The organism is Anabaenopsis sp. FSS-46 (assembly GCF_029891665.1).
Lineage (GTDB): Bacteria > Cyanobacteriota > Cyanobacteriia > Cyanobacteriales > Nostocaceae > Anabaenopsis > Anabaenopsis arnoldii.
Genome location: NZ_JANQDG010000100.1, coordinates 1 through 26,442 on the forward strand (window position 1 = coordinate 1; position 26,442 = coordinate 26,442).

24 protein-coding genes and 1 tRNA gene are annotated in these 26,442 nt (G+C 42.3%); 12 read left to right on the top strand and 13 right to left on the bottom strand.

Annotated elements, in window-relative coordinates:
- Positions 1-1,013: 1,013 nt before the first annotated feature.
- The gene (locus NWP21_RS11495; RefSeq protein WP_280792803.1) at positions 1,014-1,961 is read left to right on the top strand and encodes an ADP-ribosylglycohydrolase family protein; all 948 of its coding nucleotides are present in this window, start codon (positions 1,014-1,016) and stop codon (positions 1,959-1,961) included.
- Between the two features lie 225 nt (positions 1,962-2,186).
- On the opposite strand, the gene cutA is transcribed toward NWP21_RS11495, so the two are convergent.
- Together cutA and NWP21_RS11505 are read right to left on the bottom strand one after the other, a co-directional pair.
- Entirely contained in the window at positions 2,187-2,516 is a 330-nt protein-coding gene (gene cutA, locus NWP21_RS11500; RefSeq protein ID WP_271732821.1) for a divalent-cation tolerance protein CutA, read from the bottom strand.
- A gap of 5 nt (positions 2,517-2,521) precedes the next feature.
- Positions 2,522-3,514, bottom strand: coding sequence for a transposase (locus tag NWP21_RS11505; RefSeq protein ID WP_280792819.1), 993 nt, complete (start codon positions 3,512-3,514; stop codon positions 2,522-2,524).
- 838 nt (positions 3,515-4,352) lie between these two features.
- On the opposite strand from NWP21_RS11505, the gene NWP21_RS11510 reads away from it, so the two are divergent.
- The 4 genes from NWP21_RS11510 (at position 4,353) to trxA (ending at position 7,496) form a co-directional block, all read left to right on the top strand.
- A tRNA-Arg gene (locus NWP21_RS11510) sits at positions 4,353-4,426 on the top strand.
- A gap of 129 nt (positions 4,427-4,555) precedes the next feature.
- Positions 4,556-5,302: a TVP38/TMEM64 family protein gene (locus NWP21_RS11515; RefSeq protein ID WP_280792804.1), complete on the top strand. Its 747-nt coding sequence runs from the start codon at positions 4,556-4,558 to the stop codon at positions 5,300-5,302.
- A gap of 31 nt (positions 5,303-5,333) precedes the next feature.
- On the top strand, positions 5,334-6,881 hold the full coding sequence (locus NWP21_RS11520; RefSeq protein ID WP_280792805.1) for a mercuric reductase: 1,548 nt from the start codon (positions 5,334-5,336) through the stop codon (positions 6,879-6,881).
- Between the two features lie 285 nt (positions 6,882-7,166).
- Positions 7,167-7,496 (top strand): thioredoxin, encoded by a 330-nt coding sequence (gene trxA, locus NWP21_RS11525; RefSeq protein WP_271732813.1) that lies wholly within the window; start codon positions 7,167-7,169, stop codon positions 7,494-7,496.
- A gap of 443 nt (positions 7,497-7,939) precedes the next feature.
- Here the strand turns inward: trxA and NWP21_RS11530 are convergent, their stop codons facing one another.
- Positions 7,940-8,878, bottom strand: a complete 939-nt coding sequence (locus NWP21_RS11530; RefSeq protein ID WP_271732811.1) for an alpha/beta fold hydrolase — start codon at positions 8,876-8,878, stop codon at positions 7,940-7,942.
- Between the two features lie 71 nt (positions 8,879-8,949).
- On the opposite strand from NWP21_RS11530, the gene NWP21_RS11535 reads away from it, so the two are divergent.
- Entirely contained in the window at positions 8,950-9,828 is an 879-nt protein-coding gene (locus tag NWP21_RS11535) for a shikimate dehydrogenase (protein WP_280792806.1), read from the top strand.
- 2 nt (positions 9,829-9,830) lie between these two features.
- Here NWP21_RS11535 and NWP21_RS11540 read toward each other — a convergent pair whose 3' ends face one another.
- On the bottom strand, positions 9,831-10,442 hold the full coding sequence (locus NWP21_RS11540; RefSeq protein WP_280792807.1) for a hypothetical protein: 612 nt from the start codon (positions 10,440-10,442) through the stop codon (positions 9,831-9,833).
- A gap of 141 nt (positions 10,443-10,583) precedes the next feature.
- On the opposite strand from NWP21_RS11540, the gene NWP21_RS11545 reads away from it, so the two are divergent.
- Entirely contained in the window at positions 10,584-11,012 is a 429-nt protein-coding gene (locus NWP21_RS11545; RefSeq protein ID WP_280792808.1) for a biotin carboxylase, read from the top strand.
- A 94-nt stretch (positions 11,013-11,106) separates the two neighbouring features.
- On the opposite strand, the gene NWP21_RS11550 is transcribed toward NWP21_RS11545, so the two are convergent.
- The 3 genes from NWP21_RS11550 to upp form a co-directional block, all read right to left on the bottom strand.
- Complete coding sequence (locus tag NWP21_RS11550) at positions 11,107-11,385, bottom strand: YggT family protein (RefSeq protein WP_280792809.1); 279 nt, start codon at positions 11,383-11,385, stop codon at positions 11,107-11,109.
- A 117-nt stretch (positions 11,386-11,502) separates the two neighbouring features.
- Positions 11,503-11,853 (bottom strand): hypothetical protein, encoded by a 351-nt coding sequence (locus NWP21_RS11555; protein WP_280792810.1) that lies wholly within the window; start codon positions 11,851-11,853, stop codon positions 11,503-11,505.
- A 40-nt stretch (positions 11,854-11,893) separates the two neighbouring features.
- Positions 11,894-12,544 carry a uracil phosphoribosyltransferase gene (upp, locus tag NWP21_RS11560; RefSeq protein ID WP_271732824.1) on the bottom strand — a complete coding sequence of 217 codons (651 nt, stop codon included), beginning with the start codon at positions 12,542-12,544 and terminating at the stop codon, positions 11,894-11,896.
- Positions 12,545-12,839: 295 nt separating this feature from the next.
- Between upp and crtH the strand changes: the two genes are divergently transcribed.
- Positions 12,840-14,357 (top strand): carotenoid isomerase, encoded by a 1,518-nt coding sequence (crtH, locus tag NWP21_RS11565; protein ID WP_280792811.1) that lies wholly within the window; start codon positions 12,840-12,842, stop codon positions 14,355-14,357.
- Here crtH and NWP21_RS11570 read toward each other — a convergent pair.
- Both NWP21_RS11570 and purT read right to left on the bottom strand, forming a co-directional pair.
- Entirely contained in the window at positions 14,340-15,425 is a 1,086-nt protein-coding gene (locus NWP21_RS11570) for a DUF1176 domain-containing protein (RefSeq protein ID WP_280792812.1), read from the bottom strand. The genes crtH and NWP21_RS11570 overlap by 18 nt on opposite strands.
- A 73-nt stretch (positions 15,426-15,498) precedes the next feature.
- Positions 15,499-16,668, bottom strand: coding sequence for a formate-dependent phosphoribosylglycinamide formyltransferase (gene purT / locus NWP21_RS11575; protein WP_280792813.1), 1,170 nt, complete (start codon positions 16,666-16,668; stop codon positions 15,499-15,501).
- 94 nt (positions 16,669-16,762) lie between these two features.
- Here purT and NWP21_RS11580 point away from each other — a divergent pair, with 94 nt between their 5' ends.
- On the top strand, positions 16,763-17,692 hold the full coding sequence (locus NWP21_RS11580) for a pyridoxal-phosphate dependent enzyme (protein ID WP_280792814.1): 930 nt from the start codon (positions 16,763-16,765) through the stop codon (positions 17,690-17,692).
- 2 nt (positions 17,693-17,694) lie between these two features.
- On the opposite strand, the gene aroB is transcribed toward NWP21_RS11580, so the two are convergent.
- Entirely contained in the window at positions 17,695-18,786 is a 1,092-nt protein-coding gene (aroB, locus tag NWP21_RS11585) for a 3-dehydroquinate synthase (protein WP_271732792.1), read from the bottom strand.
- A gap of 445 nt (positions 18,787-19,231) precedes the next feature.
- On the opposite strand from aroB, the gene petL reads away from it, so the two are divergent.
- The 3 genes from petL to NWP21_RS11600 all read left to right on the top strand — a co-directional run bounded on the left by petL (position 19,232) and on the right by NWP21_RS11600 (position 22,702).
- The gene (gene petL, locus NWP21_RS11590; protein ID WP_200989640.1) at positions 19,232-19,327 is read left to right on the top strand and encodes a cytochrome b6-f complex subunit PetL; all 96 of its coding nucleotides are present in this window, start codon (positions 19,232-19,234) and stop codon (positions 19,325-19,327) included.
- Positions 19,328-19,602: 275 nt separating this feature from the next.
- A complete protein-coding gene (locus tag NWP21_RS11595) occupies positions 19,603-20,970 on the top strand; it encodes an NAD-dependent succinate-semialdehyde dehydrogenase (RefSeq protein ID WP_280792815.1) in 1,368 nt (455 codons plus the stop codon).
- 88 nt (positions 20,971-21,058) lie between these two features.
- On the top strand, positions 21,059-22,702 hold the full coding sequence (locus NWP21_RS11600) for an acetolactate synthase large subunit (protein WP_280792816.1): 1,644 nt from the start codon (positions 21,059-21,061) through the stop codon (positions 22,700-22,702).
- Positions 22,703-22,893: 191 nt separating this feature from the next.
- Here the strand turns inward: NWP21_RS11600 and NWP21_RS11605 are convergent, their stop codons facing one another.
- From NWP21_RS11605 to nadC, 3 genes are all read right to left on the bottom strand, one after another.
- Entirely contained in the window at positions 22,894-23,232 is a 339-nt protein-coding gene (locus NWP21_RS11605) for a hypothetical protein (RefSeq protein ID WP_271731493.1), read from the bottom strand.
- Positions 23,233-23,478: 246 nt separating this feature from the next.
- Entirely contained in the window at positions 23,479-25,245 is a 1,767-nt protein-coding gene (argS, locus tag NWP21_RS11610; RefSeq protein WP_280792817.1) for an arginine--tRNA ligase, read from the bottom strand.
- A gap of 97 nt (positions 25,246-25,342) precedes the next feature.
- On the bottom strand, positions 25,343-26,224 hold the full coding sequence (gene nadC, locus NWP21_RS11615; protein ID WP_280792818.1) for a carboxylating nicotinate-nucleotide diphosphorylase: 882 nt from the start codon (positions 26,222-26,224) through the stop codon (positions 25,343-25,345).
- Positions 26,225-26,442: the final 218 nt, after the last annotated feature.

A 26,442-nucleotide genomic window follows, 5' to 3' on the forward strand; every position in this document is an offset into this window, starting at 1 on the left:
AAAACACCTTTGCGAACCTTTGCGCGTACTTAGCGACCTTTGCGTTTAAACCCCGTACAGGCGATCGCCCCAAAGATACCCGACTTCTAGATAAATTATGGTAGAGTATCGCTAATTATGTGAGAATTCCGGGATCTAGTAATCCGACCCCACCCACCCAACTAATTAAAATATTGTCAAAAAACACCTTTGCGAACCTTTGCGCGTACTTAGCGACCTTTGCGTTTAAAAACCGTACAGGCCATCGACCAACAAACACATCACCCCTGGTTTCTTACATCCCACCCAACCAAATAAAATATTGTCAAAAAACACCTTTGCGAACCTTTGCGCCTACTTAGCGACCTTTGCGTTTAAACCCCGTACCGGCGATCGCCCCTAGAGACACCCTCAGATCCCCGACTTCTAGATAAATTATGGTGAGGTGTCTATGATTATGTGAGAAGTCGGGGATCTAAACTCGCCCCACAGTGGATTAATCTATAACATAGTAATTAATCACACCACCTAGGGTATATCCACCAAAAATGACAGTCAATCTTAAAAAAGCAAATAAAGCCTTTTTCGGGCTCATCAAGTACACACCAATTCCCAATTCCCAATTCCCTGTTCCCTCAAACTAAAAAAAATTGTACCTCACGAGCATGGGAAATGCTATATTTTAACAAATCCCAGCATATACTTTGTAAGCTTTCCTACAGTTGTGAAATTATAATTGCTGATAGATTTTACCCATCAACCAAAACCTGCACTTGTGGGCATATCCCAGATATGCCACTAAAAGAAAAAATTTACAACTGTGGAAGTTGTGGTCATTCAATGTAAATTGATATTAAACGCAGCAATTAACTTATCGAGGTTGGCTAAACCTTGAAAGCTTACTGAGGGATAACCGCTCCCATTGAAGTAAGAAATAAATCTCTAGACTTGTCTAGGATTTATATAGCACCACTTTGCAATTAGCGGGGAGTGTCAAAAAGTTAAGTTTTGATAGTTTTCATGGAGAGTGAATCATGCTAACCGCTGCAAAAACATTGTCTGGTTTGATGGGTTTATGTGTCGGTGATGCGTTGGGTGTACCTGTGGAGTTTACTAGCCGTGCCGAAAGAATTAAATCTCCAGTGACAACGATGTTAGGCTATGGTACATGGGAGCAACCACCCGGAACCTGGTCAGATGATAGTTCTTTAACATTTTGCTTGGCAGAAAGCCTGTGTCGGGGTTATTCCTTAGATACCATAGCTAATTCCTTTTGGCGCTGGTATAAACAAGCTTATTGGACTGCTCGCGGTGAATTGTTTGATATTGGTATGACTACCCATGAAGCAATTATGCGCCTGAAGCAGGGTGTTGTACCTCACCAAGCAGGAGGGAGGCTAGAACATAGCAATGGTAATGGTTCTTTGATGAGAATTTTACCCATGGCTTATTGTTATCCTCACCTAACTTTCCCCGAATTGATTGCTAGAGTCCATGATGTCTCTGCCATTACCCATGGTCATCTGCGATCGCAAATGTCCTGCGGTATTTATGTTAGTATTGCCGTAGCCTTACTAGAAGGGGCTAAACCGGAAACAGCTTATTTACAAGGATTAGCAAAAATCCAATCACTGTATTCCGACCGTGAATATATTTTAGAGAAACCTCATTTTCGCAGAATATTCAGTGGTGAAATAGCCCAGATACCAGTTGAAGAGATTAATTCTGGAGGCTACGTAATTGACACCCTGGAATCATCCCTGTGGTGTTTGCTAAATACTTCCTCTTACGCCGAAGCCGTACTGACAGCTGTCAACTTGGGTAAAGATACAGACACCACTGCCGCTGTGACTGGCGGGTTAGCAGGGATATACTACGGACTGGAAAATATTCCCCAGGAATGGATCAATAAAATCGCCCGCAAACAGGACATTATTAACTTGGCAGAGCGCTTTGCCAAAGCTATCAATACTCAGATTTAGATTTTTTGTATTGTTCAACCCCGGTTTTATAAACCGGGGATTTCCGAAGAGTCCATAAACGAACTTTCTCAGGCTGACTTAAACAACCTCCACCGATTCGGCTAAGATTAATTCCTAGCATCACCACTAGTTTTATGGTGGATATTTACAGCAGTATTACATTCACACTCTCCACGCCTAAAGCCAAGTGGCCGCGGTACTTTTGGGCAATTTACGGGTGAGCTGCTAGTAGGATTTAAGCTGTTGAGAAATCCATTGCAAGTAGGCTTGCGAACCGGCAACAATAGGTAAAGCTATGATTTCTGAGACCTCGTAAGAGTGGAGTTCCCGAATTTTGGCTTCCAAACTGGAAAATAAGGCCAAATCAGTTTTAATCAGCAACTGCCACTCGTACTCTTTGTATATTTCTCCTTCCCAAGAGTAAATAGAATGGATTGGCAACAGACTGACACAGGCAGCCAGTTGAGCTTCTACAAGGGCATTAGCAATTGTTTCTGCCTCCTGCTTGTTGGCAGTTGTCACCAGTACTACACCATAATGAGCAGGTATCTCCATACATTTTAGACCATAGACAGAGAGTACACCTGACCATCAATCAACAGTCGCGTAATCCCCTTGGCTTGGAGATGAGTACTAGCCTTATGTAGTACTTTACTATCGGGAACTTTAATTACGCGATCGCGCTTGGTAGAGAAGCGCTTTGCCACTCGATGGTTATCAAATACTGGCAAAGTTCTTTGCAAGGTTTCTAAGTTAGGGATTTGTCCCAAGTCGCCAAAATCCTTCAGTGGTCGGGTAATTAACTCCGAGCATCTATCAATTACCAAATAACAACTTTTCGGCAACTGTGCTGCGGAAAATGGCAAGACTTGCACCGCTAGCTCATTCACCCTTCGTCTTGTAACTAAAGGCATTGAATCCTCTAGATATTCCTCCTCCTCCTCGTAGTCCTCCTCGTAGTCCTCCTCGTCTAAATCATCCTCTAAATCTGACAAATCCTCTGACTCATCTAGCAAATCCTCGACTAGCATACGGGAAATAACACTTACCTGAGGATGTTCTTCCTTTAACAGGGGAGCAGGAATACCCGCCAGTTCACCGGGCTGGGGTTCAACTATTTCTAATCGCCTTGCTGTACGTAACCTTGGTTTCTCTTCTGCCGAAGAACGCCGACGGACTCGTCTTATAGAGGGGCTGAGATCCTCCTCTTCCTGCGGTTGGTGTTCTTCGATCACCGGTTTTGGCGGGGGGATATCTGGTAATCTCAAGCGAGGGATGGCTTTTTCCTGGCTGGGCAGATCTGGCTCCGGCTCTGGTTGAGTTAAGAAAGGTAACTGGGTGTAACTTACCTGCGCCCGACCTTCAGGAGTCCTGGCCGCACGTTTGAGAGAAACCAGATATTCATATTCATCTTCCGGTAAGGTGCTTTTGAGTAAGCGACTAATTGTCGAGTTACTTACACCATAACGTTCCGCCAAAGTTGATGTTGTTTCGGCACTTTCTCGATATAACTTGAGAATTTCTCGTTTGTCAGGCTCTGTTAATTTTCTCACGGTAGATACCAAATTTTCTAAGCTCGTTTGCAACCGCACTCCTGCGGAGTTCGGCTAAAGGATGGGTTATCTTTTAGGACAGATCCCATAGGACATAACACTCCAATAAATATCCAAAACACTTCTAGCATTTCTCCACTTTGATAGTTTGACCCTTGAGCATACTTAAACCATATATCTGCAATGTAGATCCAAAAAGCGGCCTGTGCAACCATTCTGCAATATTTGGCAGATTTTCCCGCCAAAAAGGCTATTAGCCCTCCCTGGGGCAATAATTAATAAAACCACATCGTCGAATACCTCAAACCAATTGAAGCTAGCAACTAGAGGCTTTGAGGGTGCTGTCTTTTCCATAGAAATCCACCATACTACTAACAAGGTAGCAAACCTTGCAATGTCTGAGACAATGAGCAACTGGAATTTTTCTAAATTTATACTTTGGGAAGCTAAACCTAAAATCATCCTTACGTCAAGGGAAATATAAGTCAGGATAAAACAACACATCAATAATCGACACATCTGGTTTTTGGTCTATAATTATTTCTGTGTAACCGAAAATTAGCCCTCCCAAGAAATAAGAAAATATACTAGTGGCAAATCCATGCCAAATATTGACTGAGTATTTGCAGGCAACGCCAATTCTTCCAGCATAAAACACTGACACCCAACTAAGCCAAGACTTCAAAAATATTTTCACCAATGGAGTAGGAGTCAGTAGGCTTGCTCTGTCTGTGGCTATAAGCCGTTTTTTTGGCATCCACAATTTTCATTTGCTTTTTGGTACTAGATGATGATACAATCACGAAAGTGATTTCGTAAGAAGCTACTATGCTAGCTTGGGCGCGTAACTCAGTTGGATAGAGTATCCGCCTTCTAAGCGGACTGTCGCAGGTTCGAGTCCTGCCGCGCCTGTTCATTTAGGCAATACATTCTACTCATGAATGTGGATACACAACAAATCGCCATATTGCTGCGGCTCAAGCAAGCAGAAATCGTGGTTTTAGTACCCTTGGGCAGAAGTCAAACGACTGGGTTTTGAAAATGATCAATAAAAACTTGGAAAAGCCTTCTAGTATTGTTTTTTTGATACTCATATTATTTGGCCTTACTGCAGTACTTGTGGCTGAACCCGCTTGGGGTCAGGAATCTGCCCAAAATGCTGCTGGCTTCGATCCCCAAATGTTCTTGCGAAATGCCTTACAGTGGATAGATGGTATTGGTGCTGTGGGAGCATTAGCATTTATCCTACTTTATATTATTGCCACGGTCGCCTTCTTGCCAGGGTCAATCTTGACTCTTGGTGCAGGTGTTGTGTTTGGTCTGGTTATGGGTTCGATCTACGTCTTCATTGGTGCAACTATAGGAGCCACAGCCGCTTTTTTAGTTGGACGCTATTTAGCCAGGGGTTGGGTTGCTAAAAAAATAGCAGGTAATCAAAAATTCAGGGCTGTTGACGAAGCTGTTGGTAGAGAAGGATTGAAAATTGTTTTGTTGACCCGACTCTCTCCTGTATTCCCCTTCAATCTTCTGAACTACGCCTATGGTGTTACCGGAGTTACCCTCAAAGATTACATTCTCGGATCTATTGGTATGATTCCCGGAACAATTATGTATGTTTATGTCGGTTCCTTGGCCGGTAATCTGGCCGCCATTGGTACCGCATCTCAACCTGATAACCCCGGTTTACAGTGGTTAATTCGGATTCTTGGCTTCATAGCCACGGTTACTGTGACAGTATATATTACTAAAGTTGCTCGCAAGGCTTTAGAAAATGAAGTTTTACATTAACAGTCTTGATGTGGTAAGACAGGAGTAAATAATGTCAAATTTACCATTGCCAAAAGTAACTATCCTACCCACGGATGAGCATAATCAGAAACTAATTTCTTACGTTCATCCACCCCATTGGGTCAATCCTCAACCTGTTGATTGTTACGACTTGGTTGTGATTGGTGCTGGTACGGCTGGATTAGTTGTAGCAGCAGGATCTGCAGGTCTAGACTTGGGATTAAAAGTCGCTTTAATTGAAAAGCATTTGATGGGGGGAGACTGTTTAAATTTTGGTTGTATTCCCTCAAAATGTATGATCCGGTCTTCTCGTGTGATTGGTGAAATTTCCGGGGCGCAAGGTTTTGGTATTAATACCCCTGAAGACATCAAAGTTGATTTTCCTCAAGTTATGGAAAGGATGCGAAAGGTGAGAGCAGGTATCAGTCATCATGATTCTGCGACTCGTTTTCGCAACCTTGGGGTTGATGTTTTCTTGGGAACCGGTCGTTTTGCCAGTGATAATATTATTGAGGTTGATAGCCAAAAAATCCGCTTTAAAAAAGCTGTGATTGCTACAGGTGCTAGAGCTATGCGACCCCCAATTAAGGGACTGGAAGCGGCTGGTTTTCTCACTAATGAAACGGTATTTTCACTGACTGAACTCCCCAAACGCTTGGCTGTGATTGGCGGTGGACCGATTGGTTGTGAATTGGCTCAGGCTTTCCAGCGTCTAGGATCTCAAGTGAGCTTATTTCATCAGGGTTCCCACATCTTAAACAGGGAAGATCCCGAAGCGGCAGAAATTCTGCAAAACTGTTTTATCCAAGAAAAAATACACTTGCTTTTAAATAGCCAAATAGATCATATTGAGAAGAGTATTGAGGGAAAAGTGATATATTTTCTCAGCAACGGCTCGCCGATGTCAATCACAGTGGATGAGATTTTAGTTGCTACAGGACGCGTTCCTAATGTTGAAGGTTTAAATTTAGAAGCAGTGGGAGTGGAATACAATCACCGCCAGGGAGTGAAGGTTAATGACTATTTACAAACCACTAACTCCAAAATTTATGCTGCTGGTGATATCTGTATGAAGTGGAAGTTTACTCACGCAGCTGATGCGGCGGCTCGAATTGTGATTAAAAATACTTTGTTTTCACCTTTTGGTTTAGGAAGATACAAACTTAGTAATTTAGTCATCCCTTGGGTAACTTATACTGACCCAGAAATTGCTCATGTGGGAATGTATGAACAGGAGGCTCAAGAACAAGGTATGAAGATTAATACTATTAAGATTCCTTTTAGTACTGTAGACCGGGCGATCGCAGATGGTGAAGAGGATGGTTTTGTTAAAATTCATCACCAGAGGGGTTCTGATAGAATTTTAGGAGCAACAATTGTTTGTCGTCATGCAGGGGAAACCATCAGTGAAGTAACCACGGCCATTGTCAATAAAATTGGTTTAAATGGTCTGTCTAATGTAATTCATCCCTACCCAACTCAAGCAGAAGCTATTAAAAAAGCGGCTGATACTTATCGCCGTACATTATTGACACCAACATCAAAACAATTCTTACGATGGCTAACAAGATTTTCCTAATTCTGTGGTGGCACTATCGCCCATTGAGAAAATAGCCATAAGTGCTGAATAATTTTGCTATTGAACTACTGCGTTAATGCTGGATTTTGGTAATTTGATGTGAGTACATATCTTTAAATACCTAATTAGCAGGGAGTAGTAGCCTAGTTGACAATTAAATATACAAACCTATATTTTAACATCTTGAGTTAATTATAAGGTTTTTGTAATTGCATCATTTTTTTAAATGCCCTATATTTTCTTTATTCGACAAAATCAAATCAATGAATTAATCAGGAGGCAATTATGTCATCCATTGTCAATGTCACAGAAGCCACATTTAAAAAAGAAGTACTGGAAAGTGAAATTCCAGTCTTAGTGGACTTTTGGGCTCCTTGGTGTGGTCCTTGTCGGATGGTGTCTCCGGTTGTAGATGCGATCGCTGGGGAATACGCAGGACTGATAAAAGTAGCGAAGTTAAACACTGATCAAAATCCCACTGTTGCTAGTCATTACGGTATTCGTACTATTCCCACGCTAATGGTATTTAAGGGGGGAAGACAAGTTGATATAGTTGTGGGTGCGGTACTAAAACCTACCTTAATTGAAACTTTAGAGCAGCACATTCAAACATGATAATTTAAGGTTGGTAACACTGGCGTGAGTCGGCTGTGTGTGTGGATTTTAAATTTGTGATCTCTGTGTAAACCTCATCTCAGTTGTGGGAGTGAGGATGATTGATAATTAACCAGAACAAAATATCAAGTTTCGTAAATTTAGGTTTGAATATCATCAAGTTAGTGGTATTTTCAACATCAGGACGCAATATAAACAATAACCCAGGGTAAATGACTGTGTGTCCCCCCGTCATACACCCCAGTGAATATCAGCAAATCAAAAGCAAGTGCCGATAAACATGATGTTGCTCTTGTAGCCAAATCATATTGCTGATATTGCTAGATGCTCTGTAAACCTTATTTTTGCCTCTCAAATAATTAACTTCAAGAATTGGAAACCTGTAAACCCATAAAACCCGGTTAAAAATCTAATCCTTAGATTTTTAACCGCTTTTCGTTGTTCTAATCTTTTTTCAATTCCACCCAATCCCGTAAAAGCTGGTTGACCTGTTCTGGTACCTCGTCATGGGGACAATGACCTGCATTCAGAAAATGTTCTGTTAGTTGGGGATAGTATTGACGAAACTTCTGGGAACGTTCTCTGGCATTCATCCAAGGGTCAGCTTCTCCCCACAATAATAACAGGGAACAAGTTAACTGTTTTAACAGCACATCAACTTTTTCCCCTTGGGGGGTGCTAAAAACGGAAACAAATACATCTAAAGCACCGGGATCATAAGCAGGTCGGGCAATTTCTGTTACTAATTGGTCTGTGACTGCACTGTGGTCAAGATAAACTTTTTTTAAGGTGCGGCGAATTACCCAACGTTGTCGTACATATTCAAATAACAGCAACTGAGCGAAACGTTGTTTAAAAGTCCACTTCACGGAATCACCTAAGAGTTTTTGTAACCCAGAAGGTTGTTTAGGGGGTTGAATTTGTGATTGTAATGCTTCGGGTTCAGAAATAGATGGGTTTTCGCTAAACGGTCCAGCACTGTTGAGTAAGACTAAACCGGCCGCAAGATCAGGACATTGTGCTGCTACACACAAACAAGCATACCCCCCCAGGGAGTTACCTGCTAGTATGGTCTTCTGACCAATAACTTCACTGATAAAATCAGCCAGTTGGTCGCGCCATAAATCACCGCTGTACTGGAGTTTCGGTTTTGCTGAACGCCCAAACCCTAACAGATCAATGGCAAATACTTCAAAATCTAGATACAGTCCTGTGATATTCTTGCGCCAGTGATCTGTGGATGCGCCAAACCCATGGACTAACAGCAAGGGTGGACGTTGGGGTTGTTTTTCTCCCCTGTGGACGTAGTATATATTATGACCCCGCCACTGCCAATATTGACCAGGAATGGGATTTGTAGAGGAAGCTGTGGTTAGTTGCATGATATAAAGAAATATTAAGTAGCTGTTAATAATTTAATTGTATTCCCCACCAGTCTGGTGACTAATGACCAATGAATAAAGTAGTAATTACAGGTAAAACGCAACTTTTAGGGGTAATTGGGTATCCGGTAGAACATTCCTTGTCACCAGTGATGCATAATGCGGCGATCGCTGAATTAGGACTAGATTATATTTATCTGCCTTTACCAATTAAACCAGAAAATTTAGAGTTAGCCATAGCGGGTTTGGCTGCTATGGATGTTGTGGGTTTTAGCGTTACCATCCCTCACAAACAGGCAATTATGCCTTTATTATCAGAAATTTCCCCCATTGCCCAAGTTATAGGCGCAGTCAATACCGTTAGCCGTCAAAATCAGGGGTGGGTAGGTACAAACACGGACATAGAAGGTTTTATTGCTCCTTTACAGACAACCTATCAGCAAGACTGGAGCCAGAAAACAGCGGTCATTTTAGGCCATGGTGGAGCAGCTAGGGCGGTTGTAGCTGGTTGTCAGCAGCTAGGGTTGGCGCAAATTCATGTGGTGGGGCGGAATATGCACAAATTAGCTGAGTTCGGCAAAAGTTGGGGAAATTCACCCCTAGCAGCAAAATTGCAAATTCATCTCTGGGAAGACCTAGGAAAGCTAATTCCTGAAGCTAATTTGCTAGTAAATACTACCCCTGTGGGTATGTATCCCCACGTGAATCAGTCACCTGTGAGTCAAGAATATCTGCAAAATTTATCACCGGGTGCGATCGCTTACGATTTAATATATATTCCTCAGCCTACACAATTTCTACAACAAGCGCAAAAACAGGGCGCAATTGTCATTGATGGTTTAGAAATGCTTGTCCAACAAGGCGTAGCAGCATTAAAAATCTGGTTACAGCGGGATACTGTACCTGTGGATGTGATGCGCCAAGCAGTGCAAAATTACCTCGTTAGATAGAGTTATTTTTGTGGCCAGCGCCAATTATGGCGATTCCATGTATATATACCTGGAATTTGGTACTCAGCACCATTGTAGAGGCGAACTACACAAGTAATAGATGAACCCTCCGGGTCATCTATTTCGTTAATTTGGAGGACAATACAGGAAAACCATTGACGCTGACACGGACCATCGTCCTTGACCCATTCCCATAATCCATTGGCAATTTCAATGCGATCGCCTACTCTCAACTTGAGTGTATCCCCAGCCTCAGAATACTTATTAAAATGATATGATTGGACACGATTAAGCCAACCTAAACCGTAGCGTTGGCGAATAAATTGGACATTTCCCGAATTATGATCATTTAGCCAATCATTGAGTAATTGTACCTTCCAACTACAGTTTTCCTGTTCTTGGTTCTTAACAAACCGTAAAAAAGCTGTCAATTCTTCTGTAGAAAGTTCATCTAAGGGGTTACCCATATCTGATATCTTCAAGTTAGGGTCTCCCGGAATTTCCTCCACCACTCGCAGTAATATCTGCTTCTGCATATCAGTGAGAGGACAACCAGCTGTATCACAACTGTTAAAAGCTGCTTGCAAGGCTGTTTCAATCTCATCTGGAGTCATAAGTTGATAGCAACTGTGGGTTTATTTACCCAATTATTACCTTTTCTGTCTCCAACTCATTAAGTTCAGCTAAGTTAATCTAGACAAAATTGCCGGCTGCGGTACAAATTTTAGTTAAGTTCGATGACACCAAACTTAAATATGAGAACACGAATTAATGTCATTGTTATATCTTTCCTGACTCTCTTGCAATTGTGGGTATTTACACCTCCAGCTATAGCTCTAACACAGGTGAAACTATTTGATATATCTTATCAAGACTGTCCGGCAGAATTGGCAGCAGGATCGGTAATCAGCAGTGGTAGTGCGGCAGCTAATTGCTTTATTGTCACTGGTAAGGCAGAAAACGCTACTTATAAAACAGTATATGATGCAGATATATTTGGACGCATTTATGATGCCAACAATAACCCAGTCATGCAGAACCGCACTCGTCTGGGTTCTATCCCCGAAGTTCCGCCGGGTATTAGTGATTTTGCCATCAGGATTTCTGTAGCCGCGAATCAACCGGAACCCTTGCATCTCAAACAGTTTAAAGCCTCTGGATTTAGCAGACAAGTTCGGCAATAATTCTTAATTCTTAATAAGAATCGCCCAAAAAGCAATGTAGAGACGATTGGAAAGGAACGTCTCTACAAAACTTTATATTTAGTTGGTATTTTTGCTAAAAAGGCTGTGCAAATGAAAGGGCGGTTAGGCTTCTTAGTAAGCCACCAATAAAACTCAGTGCTAAGAAGGCTAAGATAGGGGAGAAATCCATACCGCCCAATGGAGGAATAATTGAGCGGAAAAGATTCAGGTAAGGATCGCTGATTTGGGCTAAAGCCGCAAAGGGCTGATTGTACCAGTTGATTGTGGGAAACCAAGTTAACAGCACTCGGATAATTAGCAAGTAGCTATAGAAGGTGACAAAGGTTGCCAAAGTAGTAAAAAGTAAGTTCATGGATAAGTTATTTTCCTGCTAAGTGTCAAAAACCGTCTTATTATTGATTTTACTTGAGTCCATGTCATGAAGTGTGCGGTTTGCCGCATTAACTACTATAGCCAAATATCAATCACTTTAAGAATCTGGGGTGAGGGAGCGGTCATTGACTGACTGGGTAGAACCGCCATTGACATTTCCTAACTGCTGTCTTACCTCGTCAATTGTGGCATTTAGCTGGGCAATTTTATCTTCTAGCGATCGCCTGGCTGTTTCCACTTCCATAGCTTCATCATCTGAGACGAACATTTGGCGTTGTTTTGGCGATACTTTTTTAGTTTTGAGTTGGCCATTAGTCAGTTCTGCTGATTCTGCTGTCAATTCCTCAGTTTGTCGGGAAACAATCACAGCCCCAATAATACCACCAACTATACTACCAAAAATTGTCCCTGCTACAAAACCACTACCAAAACCATCACGTTGACTCATATATTACCGCCTTCAAGAACTTCCCTAGCTGCATACTAGCTTATGTGCCAAAGATGCGATCGCCTGCATCCCCTAACCCCGGTACAATATACCCCCGGTCATTGACTATCTCATCAATGGTGGCAGTATAAATATTTAAACCAGGATATTCAGCACTAAGCTTTTGTAAAGCTGGCGGTGCGGCTACTACAGAAACGATTCTAGTCAAACTTGGGTCAACCCCACGTTGTACTAATTCCGACATAGCAAACATAATTGACCCACCCGTCGCCAACATTGGGTCTGTGATTAATACCCTAGTTTCCGGGTGAAATTTTTCAGGTAACTTATTCAAATAACAGACCGGTTCGAGAGTTTCCTCATTACGAACCAAACCTAAATGATAAACCGAAGCCAAAGGTAACAGAGACTGAGCACCTTCAAGTAAACCTAGACCCGCCCGGAGAATCGGCACAACCGCCACGGGGACTTCTGGGTTAATCAAAGTAGCTGGAGACGAATCTAAAGGACTGTGCACCACAGTTTCCAGGGTCGGTAACCACTCTCTAGCCGCTTCGTAAGTTAACCATCTCCCCAACTCAACTATAGCACTACGAAACAACACCGAAGGAGTGGAAGCATCTCGAGCAACCGCCAACCAATGCTTAATCAGAGGATGGGGGGGGACATAAACGCGCAGTTGTACCGTCATAGCCGGAATAGGGCAATTTTCTTCTTGATCTGAAACACCATCATACTCCCTCAAGTATCCCACTGACAGCTAAAATCAACACTGCCGAATTTATTGAAAGTAATTTTCAATAATACTTGACAGATATTCTCAATCAAAGTTATATTACTAATTAGTGTTCTCCTCTCTTTAAGGATCGGCAGACGGGATTAGCCAGCGGTAGCGGGCTTGTCCCTCTTTTTATTTCCATACCCGAAGAATCAAAAGTGATATAAAATACTAAATAATTAGTTAATTTTATTGCATATCTGCCCCTATGTCTCCATCCCTAAATCCGACATTGGATGTGATCATCATTGGCTCTGGAATTGGTGGTTTAGTAACCGCAACCCAGTTAGCAGCCAAAGGCGCTCAAGTGCTGGTACTAGAAAGTTATTTGATTCCAGGGGGTAGTTCGGGTTACTTTGATCGCCAGGGTTATCGATTTGACGTTGGGGCGTCAATGATTTTCGGATTTGGCGAAAAAGGTACTACCAACTTACTCACCCGCGCTTTAGACGCTGTGAACGTCAGTCAAGAAACAATCACGGATCCTGTACAGATTCACTATCACTTACCCAGCTTAGACATCAAAGTCGAGCGAACTTATGATAATTTTTTGCAACATCTTATTGCCTATTTTCCCCATGAAGAAATAGGTATTCGTCGCTTTTATGACGAGTGCTGGAAAGTATTTAACTGTCTCAATACCATAGATTTGCTGTCATTAGAAGAACCTCGGTATTTGCTGCGGACATTTTTGCAGCATCCTTTGGCCTGTCTTAGTTTAGTTAAATATCTCCCTCAAAATGTAGGAGATGTGGCGCGACGCTATATTAAAGATCCGCAATTATTGCAATTTATTGACATAGAGTGTTATTGCTGGTCCGTAGTCAAAGCTGACATGACCCCGATGATAAATGCGGCGATGGTATTTGCTGATAGACACTATGGTGGGGTTAATTATCCCCAAGGTGGGGTAGGACAAATTGCCCAAAAATTGGTAGAAGGTTTAGAAAAAGCCGGAGGTCAGATTAAGTACCAAGCCAGAGTTACAAAGATTCTCCTAGAAAAAGGAAAAGCCGTTGGTGTACAATTGGCTAGTGGTCAAGTTTATCATGCTCGACGGATAGTTTCTAATGCCACACGTTGGGACACTTTTACTAAATTACTACCTGTAGGGAAAATACCGGCTAATGAAAAAAAATGGCAACAAACCTATAAAAAATCCCCCAGCTTTTTGAGTTTACATATAGGAGTAGCCGCAGCAGTATTGCCTCGTAGCACAGAGTGCCATCATATAATTCTGGAAGACTGGGAGAACATGACAGCACCAGCAGGGACACTTTTCGTTTCCATCCCCACATTACTAGATCCAAAATTGGCACCAGAGGGCTATCATATTATTCATGCCTTCACACCCCAATCGATTGAGGATTGGCGAGAAATGTCTGCAAGTGAGTATGAGGCCAAAAAAGAAGCTGCAGCTTGGCAAATCATCGACCGACTAGAAAAGATTTTCCCTGGATTAGATGCTGGCTTAGATTATCTAGAAGTAGGTACACCCCGCACCCATCAACGCTTTTTAGGGCGTGAAGATGGAACCTATGGGCCAATTCCCCGGCGGAAATTACCGGGACTATTAAATATGCCATTTAATCGTACAGCCATTCCCGGACTTTATTGTGTCGGTGACAGTACCTTTCCCGGTCAAGGGTTAAACGCCGTCGCCTTTTCTGGTTTTGCTTGCGCTCATCGCATAGCTGTAGACTTAGGTTTATCTAATGGTAATTGAGCCAATAGCTGCATGGTCATGGTAGTTTTGGGTTTGGTTGAATTCAGCTTGAGTATCAGTATACATACCAGCGTATTCTGTAATTGTCCACTGATTTGACCTGATGACTACCCCCGCATCAGCACCCAGTCCCCGCGCAAATTTAATATACTCTCGTGCCTCATTATTCAAGTTGTAGGATAGGGTCACCGGTCCGTAGGTTGCAACTGCTGCTTTGAGTGGAGTACCCGGACCTACTCCTTCCTTTGTTCTGTAATTAGGGTTTTCAACCGTAATCATGGTAATTCGAGAGTTAGCTGTTTTCACGTCACCATCAGCAAAACCTAACAGATACTGTACCCTAGCATCTTGACTGACTTTAATTCCTTCCCCTTGATCAACCCCCAGAGAAACTGGTTCAAATGTTGCACCCTCACCTAAAATCTCCTTGAGTTCCCCTAATGTCATACCCAATTTAGCAACCCCAATATTCTTGTTAGTGATTACCTGACTTTCTGAAGGGGTCAATACTCCCAAGTCCTGACAACCGTTAGGAATTTGATCTATGTTCTGTGAACTAATTAATCTGAGTTCTTCCCCATTCCAATAATATTGAGTTTCTTGAATACAAGTACCAGCACCAATGTACTTGTAACTATTGGAGAGAATCTTAGTTTTAGGATCATAGGTGGGAAATCCAGCTATTTCTAACCCCATGGGCTGAATTTTGATTTCTGTCCCGGATGTATCTACTTTCACGAAAGCAAATGCACCTTGATAAGCAGCCATATAACAAAGTAGCTGTACTAGGTGCTGATGATTTTCCCCAATATAGACTTCTGAGAATTCCCGTGCTGTTTCTGGGTTAAACTCAAAATTGCAAACCTGTAAACTTTTCTGACGGTTAATAACTTCATTCAGGATGGTTTCTGAACTGGGTTTACTGTTGTTAGTAATCACAGATGAGTTATCCGTTTGCAACTCTGGAGAACTTACACTATTAGTAGTGTCGGTTTTTGGCGACACGCAGGAGATTAGACCACAGGTAATCATGGTAGTTACAAAGACAATTAGCGGGGGTGTGTCCATGGGATATATACTTGGTATTTGAGACTATTCAAGGCTTTACAGTGATCTTCTGGGTGGGTATCCACTCATAAAATTAAATAATTTTCACCTGACTAGCTGCTTTTTTAGCCTTCTCCCGCGCCTCTAAAATGTTATTACCCTGAGCCAAAGCCACCCCCATACGTCGATAAGGATGGGCGTTAGGTTTGCCAAATAGTCTAATATCTACATTGGGTACTGACAAAGCTTCAGCTACACCAGTAAAGGCGACTGTATCTGAGTGTTTATCAGCTAAAATCACCGCACTAGCCGCAGATCCCAACTGTTCTATATGGGGAATTGGTAAGCCTAAAATAGCTCGTAAATGTAATTCAAATTCGTTCAAATTTTGGGAGATTAATGTTACCATTCCTGTATCATGGGGGCGGGGTGAAAGTTCCGAAAAAATTACCTCATCTTTGGTGATGAAGAACTCTACGCCAAATATTCCCGCTCCCCCTAATGCGTCGGTAACCTTCTTGGCTATTGCTTGAGCTGCTAATATTTGGTCTTCAGAAATACCAGCAGGTTGCCAAGATTCTTGATAATCCCCTCTTTCTTGACGATGACCAATGGGAGCACAAAAAATTGTCGGTGCATTCCACTGTTTAATAGTAAGTAGGGTGATCTCTATTTCAAAGTTGATAAATTCCTCTACAATTACCTTTTGACTATCTCCCCTAGAATTGGCGATCGCATAATTCCAAGCTGCTGCAACTTCCTCCTGATTATTGACAACAGATTGACCTTTACCGGAAGAGGACATTACAGGTTTAACAACATTGGGAAACCCAATTTGATCAGCAACACCAATCAATTCTTCTAAGGTAGAACCATAGCCATATTTAGCAGTTCTAATTCCTAACTCTTGATGTGCTAGTTCCCTAATCCTATCTCGGTTCATGGTATAGTTAGTTGCCACTGCTGTGGGTATAACTGTAATTCCGCGTTTTTCAAACTCGACTAATTTCTCTGTTCTAATTGCCTCAATTTCTGGTACAATAAAATCAGGTTGATGCTTTTGTACAACAGTTTCTAATTCATCAGCACTCAGCATAGAAATGACCTCATAGCAGTCAGCTACCTGCATGGCTGGCGCATTAAGATAACGGTCAACAGCAATTACATAATTACCTAACCTTTGCGCTGCAATTACAAATTCTTTTCCCAATTCTCCTGCACCCAGGAGCATTAACTTTTGTGGTAGCTTGGTTGAATTATGCATGAATTTATTAACCTTAATTTAATAGTTTTATACAACCAGAAATCAATGTCTGGGTGATTTTTTGCTTTTTGCGTCTTTGAGTCAAATTTTATCCATGTCCTTACCTTTTTTTCCCCCTTTAACTCAGAAAATAGAAAATGAGATTACCCGAAGTGCTGGTGTAGATTTATCTGTACTACGTCTGGATTCTATGCACCAATTGGTTAACGGTAACAAATGGTTTAAATTAAAATATAACCTCCGGGAAGCCCATCAACAAAATTACTCAACTATTCTCACATTTGGTGGTGCTTATTCTAACCACATATTTGCTACAGCGGCGGCTGGTAATCTCTTTGGGTTCCGTACTATCGGGGTGATTCGTGGACATGAAAGTTTACCACTCAACCCTACTTTGAGTTTTGCTGTACAGCAAGGTATGCAGCTAGTATACCTGAATCGTGAGAGTTACCGAAACAACCACAGCATACAATTACACGGGGAGTTAAAACAAGCTTTTGGTGACCTATTTATTATTCCTGAGGGTGGTAGCAATTTGAACGGGGTACGCGGTTGTATGGAGATAGTGGGTTACGCAGACGCATTTGATACTATCTGCTTGGCTTGCGGGACAGGTACAACCCTAGCGGGTATCGTACTTTCCCTGAATCCAGAACAACGCGTAATTGGTTTTCCTGTCCTCAAAAATGCAGAATTTCTGGCTCAGGAAATCCATAACCTGATCCAGAAGTATCTCGACTCTGGACTACCCGCACCAAGTTACTCCCCCACAGGTTGGGAATTAATCTATGATTATCACTTTGGTGGTTATGCAAAGGTTAATGATCATCTCCTCATGTTTAGTCAGGAATTTCAAAACTCACACCACATCCAACTTGATTACGTATATACTGCCAAAATGTTCTATGGTGTGATGAATTTACTCCAACAGGGAGTGTTTCCAAGGGGCGATCGCATCTTACTTTTACACACAGGCGGCTTGCAAGGCAATATTGGTATGGAACAGCGCCTTAAAGGTGGGTAACCCTACATACTTTGCAACACCCTCCGGATAGTTTCTGTGGGTACTTCATCGGTAACTGTCACCACACCCATTTGGGTAGGTAAGACAAACCTAACTTTACCGTCCCTGACCTTCTTATCTAGTTGTAGTGTATCAATAATCGCCTCAATGTCTAAACCCGGTGGTAGTCGAGTTGGTAAACCGGCTTTTTCAATTAGTGCATTTTGCCGTTTACTATCTTCAGCTGTCCACATACCTAGTTCTAGGGCAATCTGTCCAGCTGCTACCATACCAATAGCCACAGCTTCACCATGTTTGAGTAAACGATAGTTTGTCAGGCTTTCCACCGCATGACCAATGGTATGTCCATAGTTGAGAATTGCTCTGAGTCCCCCTTCTTTTTCATCCTTGGCGACAACATCAGCTTTTGCTTGACAAGAACGAGTTAATATGTATTCTATAAATTCCGGCTTCATATAGCGGAGTTGATTCAGGTGTTTAGTCCCTTCCATCTGGGTAAATAATTCTGCATCCCAAATGACACCGTATTTAATTACTTCCGCCATCCCAGCCCGAAATTCCCTCATGGGCAGAGTTTTGAGGGTTTCTGGACTAATTAATACTAATCGCGGTTGATGAAAAGCCCCAATTAAGTTTTTGCCATGGGGATGATTTACACCGGTTTTACCACCAATAGCTGAGTCTACCATTGCTAGCAGGGTGGTGGGTACTTGTATGACATTAATACCTCGCAGCCATGTGGCGGCAGCAAATCCTGTCATATCTCCAATCACCCCCCCACCTAGGGCTACCATGGTTGAAGACCGTTCTAGGCGGTTTTCTAAGGCAACATCATAAAGTTTTTCAATGGAGTTGAGGGTTTTGTAACGTTCACCTGGTGGGAGGTTGTAACTGGCTACTTCATAACCAGCTAATGTGAGAGATTTTACTGTTTTCTCACCGTAATGTTTAAAAATGCTGGGATTAGAAACAACTAAGACTTTTTTACCTAGGTTCAGTGTGGACATTTTCTGACCTAATTCATCTAAGCTTGATGGAGCTATGGCAATCTCGTAAGATTGCTGCGGTAGATTTACGTTAATTACAGAGGTCATTACCCAAAGTCAAATAAGCGAGCGTGCGGTGTATTCTATCGTAATTTGGATGGGATATTTGAGATGGACATTGAGCAAACACGGCAGCTATGGCGCCATAAATATGAAGGAAATTAAAGAATACTATCAAATTCAGTTAAAATGAAAAAAAAGGCATCTACAAATATGGTGAAAAACCCAAAAGATGTCAACTTAAGTAGCCACACAGCTAAGTATAACCTTAGCCAAGGTGGGTAGGGGAGCTTTGACACTCCCAAAACAATATTATTTACTTAATCTATTAGATTAAGTAAATCACGTTGTAAACGTTGCGTAGCATAGCTTGGCCCTGCGTAGCAACATCAGTTTAGAATCCCCTGTGTTTTAACCAGGGGAGATGTCAAATTTTCCATTCCCCATTCCCCATGATTCAATAGATATAGTGCTTTATTCTGGAGAAAAATCAATGTTTGGAGTCATAGCTTATATTGGCTTTTTAGCTTTATTCATGGGCGTAGCCGTAGGTCTGCTGTTCGGTTTGCGTGCTGTTAAACTAATTTAAGCCTCTCCCAATCTTTTCTCTCCTTACCAAGGTAAGGAGAGGAGATGGGGTTTGTATATTTCAGATTGTATCTGATTTAACAAAATTTATGGATAAGAGAAGTATATTTAATTATAAAAATAATTGCGGTTATTCCGTATTCAATAATCGAACCTGAGAAAAATCATAAAATTTGGTTATGGCTTGCACAATAGATTATGTGTAAGACTAGGAAGCTACCTCGATCTATATTTCTTCTGGAAATATGGATATGAAATTTAACGGGAGGTCAGGTAATGGCTATCGCCACCATTAATCCCGCCACCGGGGAGACAATCAAAGTCTTTGAGCCTCTCAAGGATGTAGAAATTGCCTCTAAACTGGATTTGGCTGGTCAGACTTTTGCACAGTACCGCCACACAACTTTTTCTGAGCGATCGCAATGGCTAGAAAAAGCTGCCACCATTTTACAGCAAGAAAAAGCTGATTTTGCTCAAATAATCACCCTGGAAATGGGTAAACCTTATCAAGCGGCGATCGCAGAAGTAGAAAAATGCGCCCTGGTTTGTCAATACTACGCTGAACAAGCACCGAGTTTTCTGGCTGATGTTCCCATCCCCACCGATGCTAGTCATAGTTTTGTGCGCTATGATCCTTTGGGTGTAATTCTGGCTGTAATGCCGTGGAATTTCCCCTTTTGGCAGGTGTTTCGTTTTGCCGCCCCCACCCTGATGGCGGGAAATGTCGGCTTACTGAAACACGCTTCTAATGTCCCCCAGTGTGCCTTGGTAATTGAAGATATTATCCGCCGGGCTGGTTTTCCTCCAGGCGCTTTTCAAGCACTGTTAATCGGTGCGGCCAAAGTTGCCGATATCATAGCTGATCACCGGGTCAAAGCTGCCACTTTAACTGGAAGTGAACCAGCGGGAGCATCCCTGGCAGCCGCCGCGGGTCAACAAATCAAAAAAACTGTTTTAGAATTGGGGGGTAGTGACCCATTTATTGTTTTAGAAAGTGCTGATTTAGAAACCGCCGTTACCATGGCGACTACAGCCCGGATGTTGAATAATGGGCAATCTTGCATAGCAGCAAAACGCTTTATTATTGTGGAGTCCATCGCGCCTGAGTTTGAAAATTTACTTCTAGATAAATTTGAGGCGCTCAAAGTAGGCGACCCCATGCAGCCGGATACGGATATAGGGCCATTAGCAACCCCTGGTATTCTCCAAGACTTACATCAACAGGTGCAAACTGCCATTAAAAGTGGCGGTAAACTCCTTACCGGTGGACATCCTTTATCACATCTGGCGGGTAACTTTTACCCGCCCACTATCATTACAGATATCCCCCCAGATAGTGCGATCGCCCAGGAAGAATTTTTTGGGCCAGTTGCCCTGTTATTCCGTGTACCAGATATTAATGCCGCCATTCGACTAGCTAATGCTACACCTTTCGGCTTAGGTGCTAGTGCTTGGACTAATAATCATCAAGAATGCGATCGCCTAATCTCCGAAATCGCAGCAGGTGCTGTATTTATCAATAGCATGGTTAAATCTGACCCCCGCTTACCTTTTGGTGGGATTAAGCGGTCTGGATACGGCAGAGAGTTAAGTATTCAAGGTATACATGAGTTCGTCAATGTAAAAACCGTGTGGGTGAACTAATTTAGTCATTAATTGTGGGGTATTGGCAGATATTTAACTCTTCCAATACTCAGTCCCCAGACTTATTTATAACCAGCGAGGAAATCAAATGAATACAGCTGAATTATTGGTGCAGTGTCTAGAAAACGAAGGGGTACAATATGTTTTTGGTCTTCCTGGTGAAGAGAACCTCCACGTTTTAGAAGCACTGAAACATTCTTCCATTCAATTCATTACCACTCGTCATGAACAGGGTGCAGCATTCATGGCTGATGTCTACGGACGCTTGACAGGTAAAGCTGGAGTTTGCCTTTCTACCCTGGGGCCTGGTGCTACAAATTTAATGACTGGGGTAGCAGATGCTAACCTCGATGGTGCGCCTTTAGTCGCAATTACTGGTCAGGTGGGAACCGATAGAATGCACATCGAATCCCATCAATATTTGGACTTAGTAGCAATGTTTGCCCCAGTAACTAAGTGGAATAAACAGATTGTGCGCCCCAGTATTACACCGGAGGTGGTACGTAAAGCATTTAAGCGATCGCAAACTGAAAAACCCGGCGCAGTTCACATTGATTTACCAGAAAATATTGCAGCTATGCCTGCAGAAGGCAAACCCTTACAAAGGGATAATATCGAAAAAACCTATGCTTCCTTTGCTTGTATTCGGGCAGCAGCGGCAGCCATTTCCCAAGCAGTTAACCCCATTATTCTAGTAGGTAATGGAGCAATTCGCGCTCATGCCAGTGATGCAGTTACCCAATTTGCCAGCCAAATGAATATACCTGTTGCTAATACTTTTATGGGTAAGGGCGTAATTCCTTATACTCATCCACTGACATTGTGGTCAGTGGGATTACAGCAAAGAGATTTCATTACTTGTGGCTTTGATCATACAGATTTGGTAATTGCCATTGGCTATGATTTAATCGAATTCTCCCCCAAAAAATGGAATCCTCAAGGTAATATTCCCATTATTCATATTGCAGCCAACCCAGCCGAAATTGACAGCAGTTATATTCCCGGTGTGGAAGTACTCGGAGATATTTCCGATTCCCTCAATGAAATTTTAAAATTGGCAGATAGACAGAGTAAACCTAATCCCTATGCGATCGGCTTAAGGGCAAATATTCGTGCTGATTACGAACAGTACGCCCACGATGATGGTTTTCCCATTAAACCCCAAAAATTAATTTATGACTTACGCCAAGTTATGGGGCCCGATGATATCGTCATTTCTGATGTGGGCGCACATAAAATGTGGATTGCTAGACATTATCACTGTCATAGTCCCAATACCTGCTTGATTTCTAATGGTTTTGCCGCCATGGGAATTGCTATTCCTGGCGCTTTAGCAGCAAAACTGGTTTATCCTAACCGCAAAGTTGTAGCTGCTACTGGAGACGGTGGCTTTATGATGAATTGTCAAGAATTAGAAACAGCTTTACGAGTCGGTACTCCCTTTGTCACCTTAATTTTTAATGATGGTGGCTATGGGTTAATTGAATGGAAACAAGAAAATCAATTTGGCAAAGGTAACTCATCTTTTGTCCATTTTGGTAATCCTGATTTTGTCAAACTAGCGGAAAGCATGGGTTTAAAAGGTTATAGAGTTGAATCTGCTACTGATTTAATCCCCGTACTTAAAGAAGCCCTCAACCAAGATGTACCTGCTGTTATCGATTGTCCCGTAGACTACCGCGAAAATCACCGCTTTAGCCAAAAAGCCGGGGAATTAAACTGCACAGTCTAGTCAGCGATGCTAAAATTTAGCATTGGCATGATTAGGTTTATTTAGTGCATTTAGATCCATTTAGAACCCGGACTTCTTTCATAAATTCCCAACTCTTGGGTCTGCTTACAGAAGTCCGGGATCTGAAAGGTAAATATTGTAATATGGGGGTTTTGCCTAACCTCATAATTACAAGGAAACTGCGCCAAACCCTAGTCCTCATCGAGTGCGGGGAAAGCTTCCTCAAACCGCCACAAATCATCTTTATTGTTGAGAAACCAGATTCTAGTTTCCGGACTTAATCGACTCCAAATAATATCACCAGGAATGTGGGGAGAAGCATACTGATATTGCAGTCCCAGATCCTTTAAATTTTGCTCAACATCATGGGGAATGCCAAAATCCTGCCAGTTAACTTGTACATGTCTACCTGTTAGCCCCGCAGCAGGGTCAAAAATTAACTGGGCGGCTCTAATTAAATCAGCAAAATGTTTGGGTTTCAGACTAGCTATCTGCTGAATCTGGCTGGGTTGGTTATGCTCTTGAGACATTGTGACTGAAATTGGGTAAAAATTGGTTATTTCTGAAAATTAACAGCAGAGATTTTCACCCCAACCCCTTCATTTTAGCGCAGCAGAACTTCGGAGGAATAGTTTAACTCAACAATCTATTCATCTGTGTGGATCTGTGTCCATCTACAGTGATTGTTAACCTGCCTTGATGGAAATGAAATACACAATTGATCACATCACATAAATGTTGTGGGATCGGCATCGTAACCGCCTGGGGACTTACTCTTACATCCTCTCTAAAACTGGAATCCCCAGCAAATCTAATCCCAACTTTAAAGTTCTAGCTGTCAAATCACACAAGATTAACCGGGATGTCCGCAGTGGTTCCTCAGCCTCCAGTACCCTTACCCCCTGGTTACGATCATAAAACTGATTAAACTTTTTACTTAACTCATACAAATATTCACATAATCGATTAGGTAGTAATTCTTGCTCAACAGTAGTAATCACCTCATCTAACTGTAATAAATACTTAGCTAAAGCTAACTCAGTTTGATGCTGTAACAACACCTGAACATTGTCTCCTAACTCGCTAAAATTAATTCCACCCTTGCGGCTAATCCCCTGAATCCGTGCATAAGCGTACAACATATAGGGTGCAGTATTACCCTTAAGATCCAACATCTTGTCGTAGCTGAAAATATAATCACTGGTACGGTTTTGGCTTAAATCAGCATATTTTACGGCACTGATACCAACTACCTTAGCAACTTCACTAATAAATTCTTCAGGTTCTGGGCGTTCTTCTTCTTTTAATCTACCTTCTAAATCTGTACGGGCGCGAATCACAGCCTCATCTAATAAATCCCGTAACCTGACTGTATCACCGGCACGAGTTTTAAATTTTTTCCCATCTTCCCCCAATACCAAACCAAAAGGAACATGAACCAGTTCTACATGATCAGGAACCCATCCCGCCTTACAAGCAACTTGGAAGAATTGGGCAAAGTGGTTACTTTGTCCAGAATCTGTCACATAAATTATGCGTTGGGCTTGATCTTCTTGAATGCGGTAACGCAAAGCTGCTAAATCTGTTGTGGCGTAGTTATAACCACCATCGGATTTTTGCACAATCAAAGGTAGGGGTTCACCTTCTCGGTTGGTAAAACCTTCTAAAAAAACCACCTTAGCGCCTTGATTCTCTACTAGTAAACCGGATGTGGCTAAATCTTCCACCACACAGGGAAGTAAGGGATTATAGAAAGATTCTCCCCGTTCATTTAATTGCACATCCAGCAGGTCATAAATTACCTGAAATTCTCGCCGTGATTGTTCGCACAGTAGTTTCCAAGCATGAAGGGTATCTTCTGCACCTGCTTGTAATCTCACTACTTCCTGTCGCGCTTTGTCTTGAAAAGCTTCATCTTCATCAAAGCGCTGTTTAGCTTGGCGGTAAAAACTGACTAAATCACCAATATTTAAAGCATTAGCAGTTGTTAGGGCTTCTGGGTAAACTTCCCGCAGGTAGGTAATTAACATCCCAAACTGTGTACCCCAATCGCCGACGTGGTTTAACCGCAAAACATCATGTCCCTGAAATTCCAAAATCCGGGCGATACAATCACCGATAATGGTAGAGCGCAAGTGTCCCACGTGCATTTCTTTGGCAATATTCGGGCTAGAAAAATCCACAACTTCTCGTTTTGGATTTTCCGCTTTTGGTATTCCTAACCTAGAATCTGCTTGAATGGCGTTGAGTTGTGTTTCTAGGTAGGAAGTTTTCAGCTTGAGATTGATAAAACCAGGTCCTGCTATTTCTGGTGTTTCGCAAAACTCGGATACATCTAGTTTCTCCACAATAGCAGAGGCGATCGCCCTGGGTTGCTGTCCTAACTTTTTACTCAGGGACAAAGCCACATTTGCTTGATAGTCACCAAATTTAGGATTACTCGCAGTCACCAAAATTGGGTCTACTCCGGCGTACTCAGCGCCAAAAGCAGTCACTAAAGCCTGCTGAAGTTTCAGTTTTAGTTGTTCTTGTGTAGCGTTCATATATTAATGTTATCTGTTTATGGGAGGCTATTGGCTGAGACTTTCTGTAAAACTTGACTATTTTAGCTCTAACTAGTACGGCTTAAGCCACGCTACGCTATCGGGCGATTGATTTACCTGAAATTTTCATACTTAAATCTAACCACTTGGATTGAGTAATGGGCGCACTACTAGATATATAGTCAACCCCGGTCTCAGCAATAGTGCGAATAGTCTCTAGGGTCACATTTCCCGAAGCTTCAATTTTCACCCTAGTATTCTGCTGACGGATTAACTGCACCGCTTGACCCATCATCTCCACAGGCATATTATCCAACATAATAATATCCGCTTGATGTTCTAATGCGGCCGTCACTTGTTCTAGGGTTTCGGTCTCTACTTCAATAGTCAGAGGATAGGGTATCTGGGAACGAATGCGGGTAATGGCTTCACCAATTCCGCCAGCAGCAGCAATGTGATTATCTTTAATCATGACAGCATCATCTAAGCCCATGCGGTGATTTATCGCTCCACCTACCGCAGATGCGTACTTTTCTAATAATCTCAGCCCTGGTGTAGTTTTGCGGGTGTCCACAAACTGAGCCGGTAAATCTGCTATTTGCTCTACATATATATGTGTGAGAGTAGCAATTCCACTCAACCCCATGGCCAAGTTCAGCGCCACCCGTTCACCCATGAGCAGCGCATCTAGGGAACCATCAATTTCTGCTATGACTTGTCCTGGTTCACACTTTTCACCATCAGGGACAAGAGCCACAAAATTTACTTTTTCATTCAAAAGTTCAAATACCCTGGCTGCAACTGGTAACCCCGCAATTATCCCCGATGCTTTAGCGACCCATTGAGCTTCTCCTGTAGTTGCATTTTGGCATAACAGAGATTGAGTAGTGCGATCGCCCCGACCAATATCTTCTACCAACCAGCCACGCAGCAAAGGATCTAGAACTACCCTTGGCGGTAAAACACCGAATTTACTCACAACTTAGTTACTTTTTTTTTGATTTACAGACCAACTATACCTCAAAAGGCTTGCTATATAAGACTTTCAGAGAGATGAAAAAAAATCTGCAAAAATTAGAAAAAAAGAGTTGACAAAGCTAGAGACAGTAGCTATATTGGATAAGTGCCTGAGAGACAAGCGCTGCAAAGCGGAGTCCGAGGGAACACCGAACCATGAAAATATTATAGTTTGAAAGC